The sequence below is a fragment of the Chryseobacterium taiwanense genome, from assembly GCF_000813825.1.
GTDB lineage: Bacteria > Bacteroidota > Bacteroidia > Flavobacteriales > Weeksellaceae > Chryseobacterium > Chryseobacterium taiwanense.
The window spans coordinates 319,129-335,907 of record NZ_JWTA01000015.1 but is presented as its reverse complement, the minus strand read 5'-3'; the positions used below and the strand labels follow the sequence as shown (position 1 = coordinate 335,907).

Annotated in this window: 15 protein-coding genes; 5 read left to right on the top strand and 10 right to left on the bottom strand. The window is 33.6% G+C overall.

Annotated elements, in window-relative coordinates; genetic code table 11:
* Positions 1-88: 88 nt before the first annotated feature.
* On the top strand, positions 89-256 hold the full coding sequence (locus RM51_RS19540; RefSeq protein WP_165585015.1) for a bacteriocin-like protein: 168 nt from the start codon (positions 89-91) through the stop codon (positions 254-256).
* A 70-nt stretch (positions 257-326) separates the two neighbouring features.
* On the opposite strand, the gene RM51_RS16205 is transcribed toward RM51_RS19540, so the two are convergent.
* The 8 genes from RM51_RS16205 to RM51_RS16175 all read right to left on the bottom strand — a co-directional run bounded on the left by RM51_RS16205 (position 327) and on the right by RM51_RS16175 (position 7,976).
* Complete coding sequence (locus RM51_RS16205) at positions 327-1,628, bottom strand: HlyD family secretion protein (protein WP_039372101.1); 1,302 nt, start codon at positions 1,626-1,628, stop codon at positions 327-329.
* 91 nt (positions 1,629-1,719) lie between these two features.
* Positions 1,720-1,932 carry a bacteriocin-like protein gene (locus tag RM51_RS16200; RefSeq protein ID WP_039371950.1) on the bottom strand — a complete coding sequence of 71 codons (213 nt, stop codon included), beginning with the start codon at positions 1,930-1,932 and terminating at the stop codon, positions 1,720-1,722.
* A 159-nt stretch (positions 1,933-2,091) separates the two neighbouring features.
* On the bottom strand, positions 2,092-2,280 hold the full coding sequence (locus tag RM51_RS16195) for a bacteriocin-like protein (protein WP_039371948.1): 189 nt from the start codon (positions 2,278-2,280) through the stop codon (positions 2,092-2,094).
* A 108-nt stretch (positions 2,281-2,388) separates the two neighbouring features.
* A complete protein-coding gene (locus RM51_RS16190; RefSeq protein WP_039371946.1) occupies positions 2,389-4,581 on the bottom strand; it encodes a peptidase domain-containing ABC transporter in 2,193 nt (730 codons plus the stop codon).
* A gap of 99 nt (positions 4,582-4,680) precedes the next feature.
* Positions 4,681-4,839: a bacteriocin-like protein gene (locus RM51_RS19535; RefSeq protein ID WP_165585014.1), complete on the bottom strand. Its 159-nt coding sequence runs from the start codon at positions 4,837-4,839 to the stop codon at positions 4,681-4,683.
* A gap of 77 nt (positions 4,840-4,916) precedes the next feature.
* Positions 4,917-6,446, bottom strand: a complete 1,530-nt coding sequence (locus RM51_RS16185) for a vitamin K epoxide reductase family protein (protein WP_039371944.1) — start codon at positions 6,444-6,446, stop codon at positions 4,917-4,919.
* 167 nt (positions 6,447-6,613) lie between these two features.
* The gene (locus RM51_RS16180) at positions 6,614-7,657 is read right to left on the bottom strand and encodes a PA0069 family radical SAM protein (RefSeq protein ID WP_039372099.1); all 1,044 of its coding nucleotides are present in this window, start codon (positions 7,655-7,657) and stop codon (positions 6,614-6,616) included.
* 124 nt (positions 7,658-7,781) lie between these two features.
* On the bottom strand, positions 7,782-7,976 hold the full coding sequence (locus RM51_RS16175; RefSeq protein WP_039371942.1) for a hypothetical protein: 195 nt from the start codon (positions 7,974-7,976) through the stop codon (positions 7,782-7,784).
* Between the two features lie 170 nt (positions 7,977-8,146).
* On the opposite strand from RM51_RS16175, the gene RM51_RS16170 reads away from it, so the two are divergent.
* Positions 8,147-8,479: a hypothetical protein gene (locus RM51_RS16170; protein ID WP_039371939.1), complete on the top strand. Its 333-nt coding sequence runs from the start codon at positions 8,147-8,149 to the stop codon at positions 8,477-8,479.
* Between the two features lie 20 nt (positions 8,480-8,499).
* On the opposite strand, the gene RM51_RS16165 is transcribed toward RM51_RS16170, so the two are convergent.
* Positions 8,500-11,157 carry a DUF748 domain-containing protein gene (locus RM51_RS16165; RefSeq protein WP_039371937.1) on the bottom strand — a complete coding sequence of 886 codons (2,658 nt, stop codon included), beginning with the start codon at positions 11,155-11,157 and terminating at the stop codon, positions 8,500-8,502.
* A 30-nt stretch (positions 11,158-11,187) separates the two neighbouring features.
* Positions 11,188-11,985, bottom strand: coding sequence for a DUF2797 domain-containing protein (locus RM51_RS16160; RefSeq protein ID WP_039371935.1), 798 nt, complete (start codon positions 11,983-11,985; stop codon positions 11,188-11,190).
* Between the two features lie 92 nt (positions 11,986-12,077).
* On the opposite strand from RM51_RS16160, the gene RM51_RS16155 reads away from it, so the two are divergent.
* From RM51_RS16155 to secA, 3 genes are all read left to right on the top strand, one after another.
* Positions 12,078-13,109, top strand: coding sequence for a GDP-mannose 4,6-dehydratase (locus RM51_RS16155; RefSeq protein ID WP_039371931.1), 1,032 nt, complete (start codon positions 12,078-12,080; stop codon positions 13,107-13,109).
* A 133-nt stretch (positions 13,110-13,242) separates the two neighbouring features.
* Positions 13,243-13,464, top strand: coding sequence for a DUF2795 domain-containing protein (locus RM51_RS16150; RefSeq protein WP_027382805.1), 222 nt, complete (start codon positions 13,243-13,245; stop codon positions 13,462-13,464).
* Positions 13,465-13,588: 124 nt separating this feature from the next.
* On the top strand, positions 13,589-16,663 hold the full coding sequence (secA, locus tag RM51_RS16145; RefSeq protein ID WP_039371892.1) for a preprotein translocase subunit SecA: 3,075 nt from the start codon (positions 13,589-13,591) through the stop codon (positions 16,661-16,663).
* Positions 16,664-16,779: the final 116 nt, after the last annotated feature.

Genomic DNA, 16,779 nt, shown 5'->3' with positions numbered 1-16,779 from the left:
AATTTAATTATAAAATATTCCACATTTGTTTGAGTTATTAGTTTTTTGATTATCTTTACGTTAGTGTCAAACTTTTAACTAAAACAATATGAAAAACTTAAAAAAATTAAACAAAGCACAATTAAAAACTATTACCGGAGCAGGAGGAATCGAAATCCTTCCAGAACCTGAATTTTGTATGTATGCATGTCCAGATGGAACAATTGTTTGCGCAACATGCAGTGACGACTTCAAATGTCCAGATAATTCAATCTAATTGAAATTCAATACACTTTATAAAAAACCGCTCCTTTTGGGAACGGTTTCTTTTTTATATGATCTATCTTTTATCCTTGATAGCCTAATAATTTTCTTATCTGATAAAAGACTCTTTCAATTAATCGTAAGTCTTTCGTTACAATTTCAGCATTCCCTCTTAATTCTTTATCAAATTTTAAGGTTTTGTTATATGAGGTTTTCAATCCTTTAGAAAGAATAACATCTACATAATAATTCCCTTGTGAATCCGGAATAAGCGAAATATTCTGAACTTTACCTTCAATGATACCGAATTCCTGGTAAGGGTAATTATCAAGCTTTATTAACACCTTTTCCCCTGCTATAATTTTCCCGGAATTTACTGTCGGTACAGACATTCTTCCAACCACGGCTTCCTTTTCATCTGGCAAAATAGAAACGATAGGATCTCCACTTTTCACAAACTGATTCACCCCAAAAAACTGCTGAAAACTAGCGACTCCATTCGTAGAAGAAGTAATAAGATACGTTTGTTCCCATTGTTTTAACGACTTTCTGAGCTGTTCAAATAACTGTAGAGTCTGAGAAGAATAGTTTATTTTGTCTTTTTCGGTATTGATGGCTGTTCCGCTTTTTGTTTTATTCAGATTAGAAATACTTTCTTCCATCTGAGACAATGAAATATTGATATTTTCTAAATTTTGCTGAGCCTGAAGATATTTGATTTTTTCATTTTCCAACTCTACGGCGGCAATAACTCCCTGTTTAAATAATTTTTGGGATCTCTGATAGTTCTTCTTGGTAAGGGTATATTTTAAAGCTTCAAGATTTTTTTGTTGTTTTAAAGTCGAAATTCGGCTTCTTGATTCTGCAATACTTTGATTGGCCGCTAGGTTTTCAGGAGCATAGGGCTGAAGCTTGGTAAATAAATGCTCATCCTGAAGTGCTTTTGCAAAATTGTTGTAATCTCCCTGAAGTTCGCCTAATTTGAAATAAGAACTTTCTTGTACAGGAAAAGATGATAAATGATTAGATGCAATCGTATCAACAATTTTTTTAAGATTTAAAATATCCTGATAGTTTCCCGCCGATTGCAAGACCATAAGAACATCACCAGTCTTAACTTTTTGATGGTCTCTGATGAATATTTTCTCAATTTTTGAATTATTCCTCGCCTCAATTTTCTCCGGAGGATTTTGTGAGGTCACAACAATTGGAGCCGGCACAAACTCCGGATATCTGATGATATAGCTCATCATCAATATCATGATTAATATGATGAGAAACATCGTATTTCCCCAGCGGATCATCCAGTGAGGAGGTTCGGTAAGAATATCCTGAACGCTTTCTGAGCGTAATTCTATGTTGTCTAAAACGTCTTTTGTTGGCATCTTTTCATACATTAAATCCCCAGTAATGGGGATTTAACCAATATCTATTATAAATATCTTAGTTTAAATAAATCTTTCTTTTCATAAAGATTTAAAGTTGTCCAACACAAGTTTGTTCATCATACATCGTTTCCCAGATGCAAGATGCTGTATTTGGACACCAAATTAGGTTACAAGGACAAACATATCCTCCATCTTCAGGGATTTGATCTCCAGGAATAATTTGTGCAAAACAATCATCAGAAAGACCTCCTCCTTTAATTGATTTAAGATCTTTTCTTGAGATTTTTTTAAGATTTTTCATAGTAATTTTAGTTAATTTGTTTCCTACTCTATTAGCTTTTCGGATTCCGCTATAGCTTTATTAAATAAATATTTTACACAAGGTAAGCCTCATGATTTGAGTCGTTTTGATGAACGAAGCCAGCTCCTTACTTTAATTACTAAACTTTCATCATCAATATTATAGACCATAAAGTCTTTTACATTGACATGCTATATGAGCCGCATTTTCTGGATAAGCACAATAATCTTCAGGAAGTGCTTCTACAAATTGAGTTATAAGTTGAAGACAAACAATCCGAGTAGGAGTAGTATCACCTCCGATTACATTTTTTAAATCCTTTCTCTTTAATTTTTTTATATTTTTCATATTGTTTTAGTTTAATTTGTTTCCTTTTCTTATTAGCTTTTCGGATTCTGCTTTTATTTATGTTTAAATATAAAAAATATTTCTTTATTGTTTGATTTATTTTTAAGTTTAATTACCTAATTCAAGTTGGTTTTTTACAAGTCTGTAATATTCTCCTTTTATAGCTACCAATTCCGCATGATTTCCTTCTTCTACAACCTTTCCTTTATCTAAAACAATAATTTTATCCGCATGTTTCACCGTAGATAATCTGTGTGCAATAACAACTGCCGTTTTCCCTTCAAAAAAATGTTCTAGATTTTCCATAATCACCTTCTCATTATTAGCATCCAAAGCACTTGTAGCTTCATCAAAGAAGATATATTCCGGAGATTTATATACTGCTCTTGCGATGAATAATCTCTGTCTTTGTCCACCACTTACACCTACACCTTCATTTCCTATTTTGGTATTATAACTTAGAGGTAATCCTTCAATAAATTCTTTAATATTAGCAATTTCCACAGCTTTTCTCAACTTTGCCTTATCTACATAATCTTCACCTACTGCAATATTGTTAGAAATGGTATCATTAAACACATATCCTTCCTGCATCACCACTCCACAGTGATCCCTCCAAAATCTTGGAGAAATGTTTTTCATCTGAGTATTACCAATTTTTATCTCACCCTCATTAGGTTCATAAAATTTCATTAATAATTTTAGCAAAGTTGTTTTCCCGCTTCCGCTGGCTCCAACAATAGCTGTTGTTTTTTGATAAGGAATAGTCAAACTTAAGTTTTCAAAAACATACTGCTCCGATCCCACATATCTAAAGGACATATTTGAGATTTCAATATCCTGTTGAGGAAGTTCCGTCGCATATTGCTCGTCTTTGTTTTCCTCGTCTTCTTTATCATGAATTTCACCTAATCTTTCAAGTGAAATTTTAGCATCCTGTGTTTGTCTTATAAAATCAATTAGCTGCATCAAGGGACTATTAAGCTGGCCAATGATATATTGGACAGAAAGCATCATCCCTAATGTAAGATTTCCAGTTAATACCAATTTGGCAGATAAGAAACTTATCAGAATATCTTTCATCTGATTGATGAAATTTCCTCCTACAGACTGCCATTGTTCTAATGACAAAGATTTTATTCTGAGTTTAAATAGCTTTACCTGTAAAAATTCCCAGTCCCAGCGTTTTTGCTTTTCAGCATTGTGCATTTTAATTTCCTGCATTCCATTGATAAGCTCAATCACTTTACTTTGTTCTTGGGAAACCTGAGAAAATCTTTTATAATCAAGTTCTTTTCTCTTTTTCAGGAAGAAAGTGATCCAACCGATATACAGTGCGGCTCCAATAAAGTATACTACAAACAGTCTGTAATCATAGAACAAAAGGACAATACTGAATATAATAAGATTGACTAAAGAAAACAACGTATTCAGAGAAGAACTGGTAAGAAGCTGTTCAATTCTATGATGATCATTAATTCTCTGCATAATATCTCCCGTCATTCTCGTATCAAAGAAACTAATAGGAAGTTTCATTAATTTGATAAAGAAATCTGAAATAATGGAAATATTTATTCGTGTTGAAAGATGCAACAAAATCCAACTTCTAATAATATCAATTCCCATTCTTCCCAGAAAAAGCATAATCTGAGCTAAAAGGATAATATAAATAAAACTCAGATCCTGATTCTGAATCCCAACATCTACAATACTTTGGGTAAGAAATGGAAGAATAAGAGAAAGTAAACTTCCTGCCAAGAGCCCCATCGCCAATTGTATAATAAGCGATTTATATTTTAAAAGATATTTTGAAAGAAAGGAAAAACTGGCTTTGCTTTCCTGATCATCAAATTCTGTTTGAAAAAATGCAGGTGTAGTTTCAAGAATTAAAGCTATCCCTTCTTCTGTTTTTTCATTCGCATTTTCGCCGATCCATCTTCTAATAAACTCTTCCTTTGTATAAGAAATAAGTCCATAACTAGGATCAGAAATATATACCTGATTGTTTTTGTCAATTTTATAAACCACGACAAAATGGTTTTTGTTCCAGTGAACAATACAGGGAAATGGAACTTCTACAGCTAGTGTCTCAAAATCAACCTGTACTCCTAAAGATCGGTATCCCATATCTTCAGCAGCATCACTCAATCCTAATAAACTACTGCCATCTCGTGTTGTTTCAGACAAATTACGGATTTGCTGTAAGGAAATGCTTTTGCCATAATGCTTACTGATAATTCTGAGACAGGTAGGTCCGCAATCTTTAGAATCTGGCTGAAGGTAAAAAGGAAATTTTTTCAAAATTTGATTTCAAAATTTATAATAAGAAAGAGGTAGTTTATCCAACCTCTTTCTTTAAATGAATGTTAGATTTTTCCGTAGATAGTTTTAAGAAAAAGCTTATATATACTGGGGGCAAACAACAGCCGGACAGTACATTTTCGGACATCTTGGTCTGCCATCTGTTGGGCAGCAACTGTTTGAACAGCCAATAATGATTGGTCCCGCCCCAAAAATGTCTTTCATTTCGTTTCTTGCTAATTTTTTTAAATTTTTCATAATACTTGAATTTGGTAATTCCCTACTCTTTTTAAGCTTTTCGGATTCCGCTATTAATTTCCCTAATTTAGTGAACTTTATATCACAGGGATTATTTCTTTATAAATTTCCTCATCTTCCATCAATTCACCAATAAAATAATGAATATCTTCACGATCATATTTATCCGGGAACTGATACCCATTGATTAAAATGATAGGTGTAAAATTAATTCCGGCATTCTTATTTTCCGTTGACATATTGATAACTGGCGTAAGATTCTCACTACTAGAAGTAATTCCTGCTTTTTGTCTTACTTTGCCTTCATCTCTCGTTTCAAACCAATATTCCACAAGATTAATAAATTCTTGTTCAGGCTTATTTTTGTAAACGTACATGAAATCAGAAATCAGCTGCGTATATTTTTCATTCTGCTGATCCTGAGAGTAATTAAACCTCATCTGAACCGAAATATCATTGGGATACTGATGCAGCAAATTTTCTACTATTTGATGCGCTCCTTTACAAAATCCACAATAAGGATTGGAAACAATAGAAAGATGAAGCTTTGCCTCTTTATTTCCAACAAAAAAAGTATTACTATCAGAAAACTCAATCCTTTCTTTGTCTAAAAGCTCTCTTTTGAAGAGATCATAATTCCTTTTAAATTTAAGATTTTTAGCATTTGATTTTTTAAGTTCTTCCTTTTCTTTAAGTAGATTATTGAGAAAAGCGGTCGTAAAAAACAATGAAACAAAAACAGTAGCACTAATAAAAATAATTGCCAAAGAAGTTGCCCAACTGAAATACACCGTACTTATTACAATCTGAGACAATAAAATAAATATTATCAGGAAACAAACTCTGCAAAAAGATTTCTCTACAAAAAACTGAACATACAAAGAATATAAAATTACCGCCGCAGAAACCAAAGTTGTAATTCGTAATATGAACTGAGCATCAGGGAAAATAAGCCCCATAAAGGTTATTCCTAAGAAATACACCAAACTAAAATCTGATAATTTCAACCCTAAGACATTGGTTTTGTCAGAAGAAAAGATCTTTGAACACGAGCTTTGAGCAGCATTATTTGTTCCTACTCCGCAAATATTATTTACCACAGCAGATACTTGTCCAAATTTTTGATTAAAAAGCTCTAATGAAATATAAACTCCCGCTAAAGACAATATATTAAAAACACTTTCATACCAGCTAAACTGAAACAGTGAATACAATATAATCAATCCGAAAATTGCATAAATAACCGGGTTGTAGTTGAATGATGATCCCGTTTTCGCTCCCTCCACTTTTTCAAAAAGAAGCACAAATTCGCTTGAGCTTTTATAAAGTTCTTCTTTAGTTAGATTTTTTATTTTATCAGAATATACAGCGAACTGATCCCCCTTTTTTTTCACTAAAGAGAAAGAATTATCAACTACTGCGATATATTCCTCTGGAAGCTCATCCCAATATTCTTTATCTAACTCATAAGCATCATTTCTTAATCCTAAAAAGTTTAATGTATCGCTGAAAGCTAAAGCCGACGGATAATTAGGATGTGAGCTAAATTGGAAATAAAACTCCTGTTTATCAAGCTTAAAATAGTCTATTAGTTTTTCAAAATTCATAAATAGTTCAGTAATTTTATGATGGTATATCATTACCTCTCTCCAATCTCTTTTCAAGAAGTAAATCGGATAAATATACTGCTTTCATTCAGAATATTTCTAAAATAAAGGAATTATTCCGTGTTAATTTTAAGAAACCTGATTAATCAATTGATTTTTAATAAATTTTAGAACAATCTCAACTGTTGTTCCTTTGTTCCGGTAAAGTTTTCAGTAGATAATTTGGGAAACTCTCTTCCTTCAAAAAACTTCTTTCTGCCTATTTTAAAAGTATTATGAATCATTTCAGCAATATTCCCATTTCCTTTCTGCCGGTCAAAATATCTTTTTTCGCCTAATTTACCACCTGTCATAGAGCGGATCAGATTTAAAACTTTCTGGGCACGATCAGGGAAACTGGTTTCAATCCAGCGTACAAAAACAGGTTCTACACTATCATTTAATCTTACTAAAGTATACCCAAAACTTTTAGCACCCGCTTCCGAAATCTCTTTTAAAATATTCAAAGGTTCATCACTATTCAAACCCGGAATAATTGGAGCAACCATAACATGTACAGGAATATTATTTTGGGAAAGGATTTCTACAGCTTTCAGTTTATTTTTTGAAGAGCTTGTTCTAGGTTCCATTTTCCTTCGCAATTCTTCATTGATAGTTGGAATACTTAATGATACGGAAACTAAATTTTGTTCAGCCAAAGGTTTTAGAATATCCAGATCTCTTAATACCAAAGCATTTTTTGTCAGAATATTTACAGGATGCCTATACTCCAAACATACCTGCAACATTTTTCTTGTGATCTCAAACTGTCTTTCTGCAGGTTGATAACAATCTGTGTTTCCTGAAAGCAAAATAGGCGCAGGTTTATACCCTTTTTTACGGAAAAATTTCTCTAATAATTCAGGAGCATTTTTCTTCACCATGATTTTTCTCTCAAAATCAATTCCCGCACTGTATCCCCAATATTCGTGCGTCGGTCTTGCAAAACAATAGGAACAACCATGTTCACACCCTTGATAAGGATTCATAGAATATTCCATTGGTAAATCTTCACTTTTCACCTGATTTACAATGGTTTTGGGAAACACTTCTGTAAAAGATGTTTTTACCGTTTCGAAATCTTCATCTTCAGGCTCATACGTATATCTGTCGAAACGGTTGATAACATTTCGCTGCGCTCCTTGACCTTTTATGATATTTTCGTTCTGCATTTCAGATGTAAAATTAGAATGGATTTTTTTGAAAATAATGAGTTTTAACACTAAAGTTTTCCACAAAAAAAACCGACACTTTCAAAAGCGCCGGTTTTAAACATAATTTAAATATATTCTTTTACTACTTCACTGCATAAAACTCTACTCCGTGATAATCTTCATCATGATTTCTTCCATCAAAATGTCTGTGATAATCCGAGTAGACATCATTATATTTTTTATCTTTTTTAGTCAATATCTTTTTAATGCCTATAAAGCTTAATACCGCTAAAAAACCAACTCCTCCTGCCAATAATACTCCAACTTCTTTTTTCATATTTTGTTCATTTTATTTCACTATTTATTACAAAAAGCATACCTATTCTCATTTTTTAAATTATAAATTTTGTTAACATTGATTTTGCCTCAAAATAACGTTTGCATAACCCATTAAATGGTTTAATTATTGTAGTAATAAAAAGAAATAATTAAGGAAAACAAAACTATATGAGCCAAATGACCACCTTAAGCCAAGTAATGGAAACCCTTAAAGAAAGAGGGATAGACAAAGAGCTAAGAATGAACGAACAGGGTGAAATGAAATTTGAAAATTCTGATAAAATTTACCTTCCTTCTGAACTGGTAATTTTAAAAACCTACCGTTTTGAAGGCGACAGCAGTCCAGATGACAACGTAGCGCTGTACGTCATAAAAGACATCACAGGAAACCGAGGAATGATCATTGATTCTTACGGAGCCGAAAGCAACTATCCCGGCGATCAATTCGATACATTTTTAAGAGATATTCCTGTAGAAGAAATTGATGATTATAATTTTTAAAAGATAAAAAACTCCCGAATTTATTCTGTTTCGGGAGTTTCTTTTTTCTTAAATACATTTTTTAAAAATCCTTTTTTCTTTTCTTTGGGTTGAGTGTCTTCCTGTTGTTTTTGTTCCTTTGTATTTTTAGCTTCCTGCTTTAATTCATTTACAGAGCTCTTCATGTCTTTCACTGCAGAAACAGCCTTCTTTACTTTTGTTTCCGTTTTATCAACGTTCTTCCCGATCAAAGTCTTCTTCAATCCATCTTCAATTCCTTTCCAGAAAAGATTAAAGAATGATTTTGTAGGATCTCGCTCTACGTTTTCAACAGCCACTTCTTCAGGGAATTTCCCGGAATCGGTCTTTATAAATAAATTAGCAACCGCTGTCAGAACTCCTTTTTTCTCATGATTCTTTTTATCCAAAATCGCAATCTTCAGATCTTTATGTTTTAAATTGAAAGTTCCATTCAACCCTTTAGGATTTCCTTTAAAATTAAAAAGCATCTCCTGAATCGTTCCTGAAGTCGCAGTTACATGTAAATATGGCCTGATAAAAGGATTTATTCCCTGCACAGGAAGATTGGTTGTTCTTCCGGAAATAGCAAAATTATCTTGCGTATTGGCAACATCAAAATTCCAATTAACAGCTAAAGGGGAAAGATTCATAAATGAGCAGTCGATCTTAATATCTACTCTTGTCGGTTTCCCTTTTGCTTTTGCAGAACTCAGATTTTTAACATTCATATTAAAATTGCTAAAAGTAAGTTTTCCCGGACCTGCACTTTCAGGAGTATCTTCCTCATATACCAACACCGAGTTTTTCACATCTAGATTATCAACACGCATCGGAACTTTTATTGACCGGAGCATTTTTGAATACAAAGCTTTTTCTTTAGGATCATCTTTCGGGATTTTGCTTCGGAAAATATTAGCATCTGCAGACTGAATCGTCACATTGGAAGCATTGACAGATTTATTAGTAGAAAACAAATCCCAGTTTCCTAAAGCTGTAATCTGTTTTGCGGTGATATCGTATAAGTCTCTTTCAACTGGGATCATTTTAATAAACTGAGCTCTGGAAACAAGTGGTTTCATTGCAAAATGATCTATTCTAACTTTATCATTCCCAAATTCAATATTCGCGATCGACATATTATAAAACTTAGTTTTATAGGAGAAATTTTTAGTTGAGAACATATAGTTTTTTACATCAAATCCCAATCCTGATCCGTCAGATTTTTGCTTAATTTCTAATTGATTTAAAGACGCATTCAAATCATTAAATGTTAGAGGCCGATTTCCTTTTTCGTATACAATATTTGAATTCCTTACAGTCACTTTCTTTACGACAAGCGGAAACTGAACTCCATCCAGTTGTAGCTTTTTAGGAACTGTTTTTTCCTTTTCCTGCACTTTAAAGATTCCATTGGCACGATCAACTAAAACTTCATTTACTTCAAGATTGAGTTTTTTATCTATAGTTTCCCATTTATTAATCGTAAAGGCAAATTGATTTAATTTCAAATCTGTAGCCGTTTTAGGAGAAGTGATTTCAATATTTCTGAATTCTCCTTTTTTAGGATTTAATCCAAAACTTTCGCAAATAATATTTTCACCATTAAAATAGGCAATATCTTTTCCTGTAATACTAAAATCCTTATATCGCACAGGAATCATCTCTTCCGAAGTCACTTTATTGAATTCTAATTCATTAATATTCAGATTTAATTCTTTAGCAGATAAAAGTTTATTTCCGTCAGGTTTTATAATCTGAACGGTTGCATTGTCCATTTTAATACCCTTAAGATTGACTTCAAAATTGACAGGTTTTTTAGTATTTTTTTTAACAGCCTCAGTCGTATACACTGTCAGATCAGGATGATGAAAAGATGCCTGCGTAAGAGAAACTCTGTTCTTTTTTAAAATAACATCTTTAAAATCCATTTTAGGAATGTTGAACTGAAAAAGTTGCTTTTTCTGCGGATACTTTTGCTTAAACTGATCAAAGGTAACAAGTGGATCCAACCTGAAGTTATTAACCGACATTTGTCCGTTCGAGGTCGTGATTTTATCAATTTTCAGGGCATAGATATCATCCGGCTGAAAGAAAAAATTCATTCCTTTAATGCTATAACTGTCAAACACTACCGGAAGTTTGTTTTCAACAGATTCTTCAGTCATCTGCAGATTTTCAACGTACAGATCCAGCTGTTCTATTTTCAGAAATGTCTGCTTTGTATGTTTGAAAATCGTAATTTCCCCTTTATTAATTCTGATATTCTCAAACATCACCGGATTTTTCTTTTTTCCAGTCTTCTCATCAACGGGTTTAGCGAGAATAATATTCAGATTAGGTTTGCCCAGTAGAAGATCTGTAGAACTTATTCGTTTATTAAAAAGAGCATCAAAAATTCCGAAACGGCTTACTTTTAGCGTATCAACAGTTCCCTGAAGTCCAATCACTTCAGTATTTTGAGGATTTTTATTATTTACAGTAATTCCGGTTACAAAAATATTTCCTGTCGTAAGATCTACATCTAACATTTTATAGGAAACTTTGTAATCTGTATTTTTTTTGATGTAATCGGGAAGCTTATTTTTAAGCCAAAAATTGAACCCGAAATTTGCCAGCAAAACAATCCCAAGTAGTATTGCAGTTGTAATCAAAAACTTTTTAACCCAGGATTTTTTCATAATTGTGATTTGGTTTATTTTACATTAACTTCAATTCCTCACATGCAGTTCTATCACATACCCTTCATGCCCTCTTACATTGATAAAATTCCCCCCTTCAAAACCAAGATACTGCCCTTTAATTCCAGTCAGTTTTCCTGTGAATTCCGGTTTTTTATCTAGAGTAAATGAGGTTACTTTTGCAGGTTTTTCAAAAGGATAATCAAACTTCCAAAGATTTTCTCCTTCACTATAGAATTGTTGAAAGTCTTCAGGGAAATACTCTTTTATTTTTTGTTGAAAATCTGCTAAATCTATTTCATCTTCGAAATCATCCTGAAGCATTTTTCTCCAGTTGGTTTTGTCCGGAAGATGTTCTTTTAAAGCAACTTCTATCATTCCGGCTTCATAGCGATTTTCTGTTCTTGCAATAGGGAGTGCAAAAGTTGCGCCCTGATCAATCCATCGGGTAGGAATTTGCGTATTTCGGGTGACTCCCACTTTCACATCTCCTGTATATGCCAAATATACAGTGTGTGGCTGCAACTGGATTTCTTTCTCAACCTCCAAATCACGTTCTGCAATCCCTAAATGTGCTGTGGAAAGTTCCGGACGAATAATGGTATCACTTGCATAAGGACTTTCAAAAAAACAGCTTTTACAAAACCCCATTCTGTAGATGGGCTTATTCTCCCCACAATTAACACACTGAAAACCGACATGCTTTATTGTTAGTTCCTTCCCCAATAATTCATTCATATGAATTAAATCTCCTGAAAGGTTAAGATAGTATTGAATCGGCTCATCATTGAAGCTCGTCATTTTTAAAATTTGCCCTTGAAACTGCATAATATTTAATAGTATTACTTTTTTAAGTAAATTTAATGAATTAAAATTTGAAAACTTAATTTTATAGTTTTTGTAAAAGTAAAAAAACGCAGATGAATTATCTTGTCACAGGAGGAAGTGGTTTTATTGGTTCTCATTTGATTGAACAATTATTGAAAAATGGACATTCTGTCATAAACATTGACAACTTCGATGATTTTTATGATTATAAAATAAAAATTAGAAATACTTTAGAATCTATCGGTAATAATTCTGTTTTTGAGTTTTCGGACAAAAAGAATGATTTAGCAAAGCTTGAAGATATCACCGAGTCATCAAATTATAAAATATTTACTGAAGATATCCGTAACAAAGACGCTTTAAAGTCCATTTTTGAAAAACATTCCATTGATCTTGTTATTCATTTAGCTGCCTTAGCTGGAGTTCGCCCCTCAATAGAAAGACCTTTAGAATATGAGGAAGTGAATATAAAAGGAACAATGAACCTTTGGGAACTCTGTAACGAATTCAATATAAAAAAATTCATTAATGCTTCTTCATCAAGTGTCTATGGAAACAACGAAAAAACACCTTTTTCTGAAACCGACAATGTAGACAGCCCAATTTCTCCTTATGCAGCCACCAAAAGATCCGTGGAAGTTATCGGACATGTCTATCACAATTTATATAATATTGACAGCATCCATTTACGTTTTTTCACCGTTTACGGCCCCAGACAAAGACCTGATCTAGCCATTTATAAATTTACAAAGCTCATCACTGAAGGAAAAGAAATCCCTTTTTATGGGGAAGGAAATACTTCCAGAGATTACACTTATATTGATGACATTATTGACGGAATTATTAAATCTATCCATCATATAGAAAAGAATTCAAATATCTATGAAATCATTAATCTGGGGGAAAGTGAAGTAGTCAGTCTAAACGAAATGCTTTCTACGCTGGAAAATACTTTGCAAAAATCTGCCATCAAAAAAAATCTGCCAATGCAACCGGGAGATGTCCTCAAAACAAACGCAGATATTACAAAAGCTAAGACATTAATCGGCTATAAACCTGACACCAAGTTCCAAAATGGCATAAAAAAATTTGTGGAATGGTTTTTGAGAAATGACATGCAGTAAGTCCTCAACAACGATTGCAAAGCAGTCTGTACAAAGGAGAATGAACAAAAATTAATAAAAAGAGTTGAAAATCAAGTATAAAAAAGCATATAATATAAGCTATTTTTATACTTTTGCAAAAAATTAGAAAATTATGTACTGGACATTAGAATTAGCTTCTTACTTAAGTGACGCACCTTGGCCGATGACAAAAGCAGAGCTTATCGACTACGCAATCAGAACTGGTGCACCGATGGAAGTAGTGGAAAATCTTCAAGCAATCGAAGATGAAGGGGAAATTTATGACGCAATCGATGAGATCTGGAGTGACTACCCTACAGACGAGGATTATCTTTGGAACGAAGACGAATATTAATTAAAGCATTGAGCTTTAAGCCATAGCTTAGAGCTTTTTTGCCCTTTTTAAATATCAATTTTGCACGATAAGTGTTATTAAAAACGCTTAAAGTATATCGCTTTAGGCATAAAGTAAAAAATTTATGAGTTTTTTAAATAAAGTTCTAAAAGGGTTTTTGGGAGACAAGAAAGCGCAGGACCTAAAAGAAGTAAAAAAAGTTGTAACAAAAATCAAAGCTGTTGAACCTTCTATTCAGCAATTGTCTGACGATGGTTTAAGAGAGAAAACTGCTGAGTTTAAAGAAAATATTAAATCTGCAACCAGCAAAATCACAGCTCAAATAGAACAGATTCAAGAGCAGATAAAAAATTCAACAAACGTTGACGAAAAAGAAGCTCTTTTTTCAAAAATTGAGACTCTAAAGAAAGAATCATACGAAATTGAAGAAAAAGTTCTAAGTCAAATCCTTCCTGAAGTTTTTGCTTTGGTAAAAGAAACTGCAAGAAGATGGGCTCAGAATGGAGAAATCCGTATAACAGCTTCTGACTGGGACAGACAGTTGGCTGCTATGGGGAAAGATTTCGTATCTATCGAAGGAGATCAAGCTGTTTGGAAAAACTCATGGGATGCTGCCGGAACTCCTGTAAACTGGGATATGGTACATTACGATGTTCAATTTATCGGAGGGGTTATTCTTCACAGTGGTAAAATTGCCGAAATGGCAACCGGTGAAGGTAAAACATTGGTAGGTACGCTTCCAATTTTCTTAAATGCACTTCCAGGAAGAGGAGTTCACGTTGTAACGGTGAACGACTACCTTGCAAAAAGAGACTCGGCATGGATGGGACCGTTGTACCAATTCCACGGAATGTCGATCGACTGTATTGATAACCACCAACCGAACTCAGACGGAAGAAGAAAAGCATACAATTCAGATATCACTTACGGAACCAATAACGAATTCGGTTTCGATTATTTGAGAGATAACATGGTAACTTCTCCTTCAGAACTGGTACAAAGAGAACTAAACTTTGCTATCGTGGATGAGGTTGACTCTGTATTGGTAGATGACGCAAGAACACCATTAATCATTTCTGGTCCAGTTCCGCAAGGAGACAGACAGGAATTTGATGTTTTGAAGCCTTCTATCGACAGAATCGTTGAAGTTCAGAGAAAAACGGTTTCCACAATCTTTAATGAAGCGAAGAAATTAATCGCTGCAGGAAACACAAAAGAAGGAGGATTCAAATTGTTACAAGCGTACAGAGGTCTTCCTAAAAACAGACAATTAATTAAATTCTTATCGGAAAGCGGAAACCGTGCATTGCTTCAGAAAGTTGAAGCTCAGTATATGCAGGACAACAACCGTGATATGCCGATTGTAGATAAAGATCTTTACTTCGTGATTGAAGAAAAGAACAACCAGGTTGATTTGACAGATAAAGGTGTTGAATACATGTCTCAAGGAAACTCTGACCCTAACTTCTTCGTTCTTCCGGATATCGGAACTGAAATTGCTGAAGTAGAAGCTAAAAATTTATCTAAAGAAGAAGAATTTGAAGCTAAAGAAAGACTTTTCTCTGATTTTGCTGAAAAATCTGAGCGAGTTCACACTATGAGCCAATTGCTTAAAGCGTATACATTATTTGAAAAAGATGATGAATACGTGGTAATTGACGGTGAAGTAAAAATCGTTGACGAGCAGACAGGTCGTATCATGGAAGGAAGACGTTATTCTGACGGTCTTCACCAAGCGATCGAGGCTAAAGAAAACGTAAAAATCGAAGCGGCAACTCAGACGTTTGCAACAGTTACCCTTCAGAACTATTTCCGTATGTACAACAAGCTTGCGGGGATGACAGGTACTGCTGAAACTGAAGCAGGTGAGCTTTGGGAAATCTACAAATTAGATGTTGTGGTAATTCCTACCAACCGTCCGATTTTAAGACACGACAGACAAGATTTAGTTTTCAAAACTAACAGAGAAAAATATAACGCCGTAATTGAAGAAATTGAAAGACTGACAGCTGCCAAAAGACCAGTTCTAGTGGGTACAACTTCTGTTGAGATCTCTCAATTACTTTCTAAAGCTCTTCAATTAAGAAAAATTCCTCACCAAGTTCTTAACGCGAAACTTCACAAAAAAGAAGCGGAAATCGTTGCAGGAGCAGGACAGCCGGGAGTTGTAACAATTGCAACGAACATGGCAGGTCGTGGTACCGATATTAAGCTTTCTAAAGAAGTAAAAGAAGCGGGAGGTTTAGCAATTATTGGTACTGAAAGACACGATTCAAGACGTGTTGACAGACAGCTAAGAGGTAGAGCAGGACGTCAGGGAGATCCGGGAAGTTCGCAGTTCTATGTATCTTTAGAAGATAACTTGATGCGTCTATTCGGTTCTGAAAGAATTGCTAAGATGATGGACAGAATGGGTCACAAAGATGGTGAAGTTATTCAGCATTCTATGATCTCTAAATCTATTGAAAGAGCTCAGAAAAAAGTAGAGGAAAATAACTTCGGAACAAGAAAGAGACTTCTTGAATATGATGACGTAATGAACAAACAACGTGACGTTATCTACAAGAGAAGAAAGAACGCTCTATTCGGAGATCACTTAAAATATGATATTACCAATATGATTTTCGATGTTGCCAATTCTATCGTTGCGAAAGGAAAGGCTACAGGAAATTATAAAGATTTCGAATATGAAATCATTAAGACTTTCACTATGGAATCTCCTGTTTCTGAGAACGATTTCAAGAATAAAAATATTCAGGACTTAACGAATATTTTATTCAAAGCAGCTCAGGAAGATTACCAAATGAAACTGAACTTATTAAAAGAGAAATCATTCCCTATCATTGAGAATGTATACCAAAATCAAGGTTCAATGTTTAAAATGATTCAGGTTCCTTTCACAGACGGTCACAAAACAATGACCATCGTTGCAGATCTTAAAGAAGCTTACGATACGCAATGTGAAAGTTTAGTTAATGATTTTGAAAAGAATATCACTTTATCTATCATCGACGAAAACTGGAAACTTCACCTTCGTGAAATGGACGACCTAAGAAGGTCTTCTCAAGGTGCTGTTTACGAACAGAAAGATCCGTTGGTAATTTACAAACAAGAATCTTTCCACTTATTCAGTGAAATGATCGACAAATTGAACAAAGAAATTATTTCATTCTTGTACAAAGGAGAAATTCCAGCATAAGAAAAATAATTAATTCATAATATAAAACCCGCATCAATACAGATTGTTGCGGGTTTTATTATTTATTGTATAATAATTTTATGATAAATATCAATACGGTAATTTATTTAGAATAA

Excerpts from the sequence above, each read along its gene's own strand:
- RM51_RS19535 (WP_165585014.1), bottom strand. The coding sequence starts at position 4,839 with ATGAAAAATTTAAAAAAATTAGCAAGAAACGAAATGAAAGACATTTTT.
- RM51_RS19540 (WP_165585015.1), top strand. The coding sequence starts at position 89 with ATGAAAAACTTAAAAAAATTAAACAAAGCACAATTAAAAACTATTACC.
- RM51_RS16200 (WP_039371950.1), bottom strand. The coding sequence starts at position 1,932 with ATGAAAAATCTTAAAAAAATCTCAAGAAAAGATCTTAAATCAATTAAA.
- RM51_RS16205 (WP_039372101.1), bottom strand. The coding sequence starts at position 1,628 with ATGCCAACAAAAGACGTTTTAGACAACATAGAATTACGCTCAGAAAGC.
- RM51_RS16150 (WP_027382805.1), top strand. The coding sequence starts at position 13,243 with ATGTACTGGACATTAGAATTAGCTTCTTACTTAAGTGACGCACCTTGG.
- RM51_RS16185 (WP_039371944.1), bottom strand. The coding sequence starts at position 6,446 with ATGAATTTTGAAAAACTAATAGACTATTTTAAGCTTGATAAACAGGAG.
- RM51_RS16155 (WP_039371931.1), top strand. The coding sequence starts at position 12,078 with ATGAATTATCTTGTCACAGGAGGAAGTGGTTTTATTGGTTCTCATTTG.
- RM51_RS16175 (WP_039371942.1), bottom strand. The coding sequence starts at position 7,976 with ATGAAAAAAGAAGTTGGAGTATTATTGGCAGGAGGAGTTGGTTTTTTA.
- RM51_RS16180 (WP_039372099.1), bottom strand. The coding sequence starts at position 7,657 with ATGCAGAACGAAAATATCATAAAAGGTCAAGGAGCGCAGCGAAATGTT.
- RM51_RS16165 (WP_039371937.1), bottom strand. The coding sequence starts at position 11,157 with ATGAAAAAATCCTGGGTTAAAAAGTTTTTGATTACAACTGCAATACTA.
- RM51_RS16160 (WP_039371935.1), bottom strand. The coding sequence starts at position 11,985 with ATGCAGTTTCAAGGGCAAATTTTAAAAATGACGAGCTTCAATGATGAG.
- secA (WP_039371892.1), top strand. The coding sequence starts at position 13,589 with ATGAGTTTTTTAAATAAAGTTCTAAAAGGGTTTTTGGGAGACAAGAAA.
- RM51_RS16170 (WP_039371939.1), top strand. The coding sequence starts at position 8,147 with ATGAGCCAAATGACCACCTTAAGCCAAGTAATGGAAACCCTTAAAGAA.
- RM51_RS16195 (WP_039371948.1), bottom strand. The coding sequence starts at position 2,280 with ATGAAAAATATAAAAAAATTAAAGAGAAAGGATTTAAAAAATGTAATC.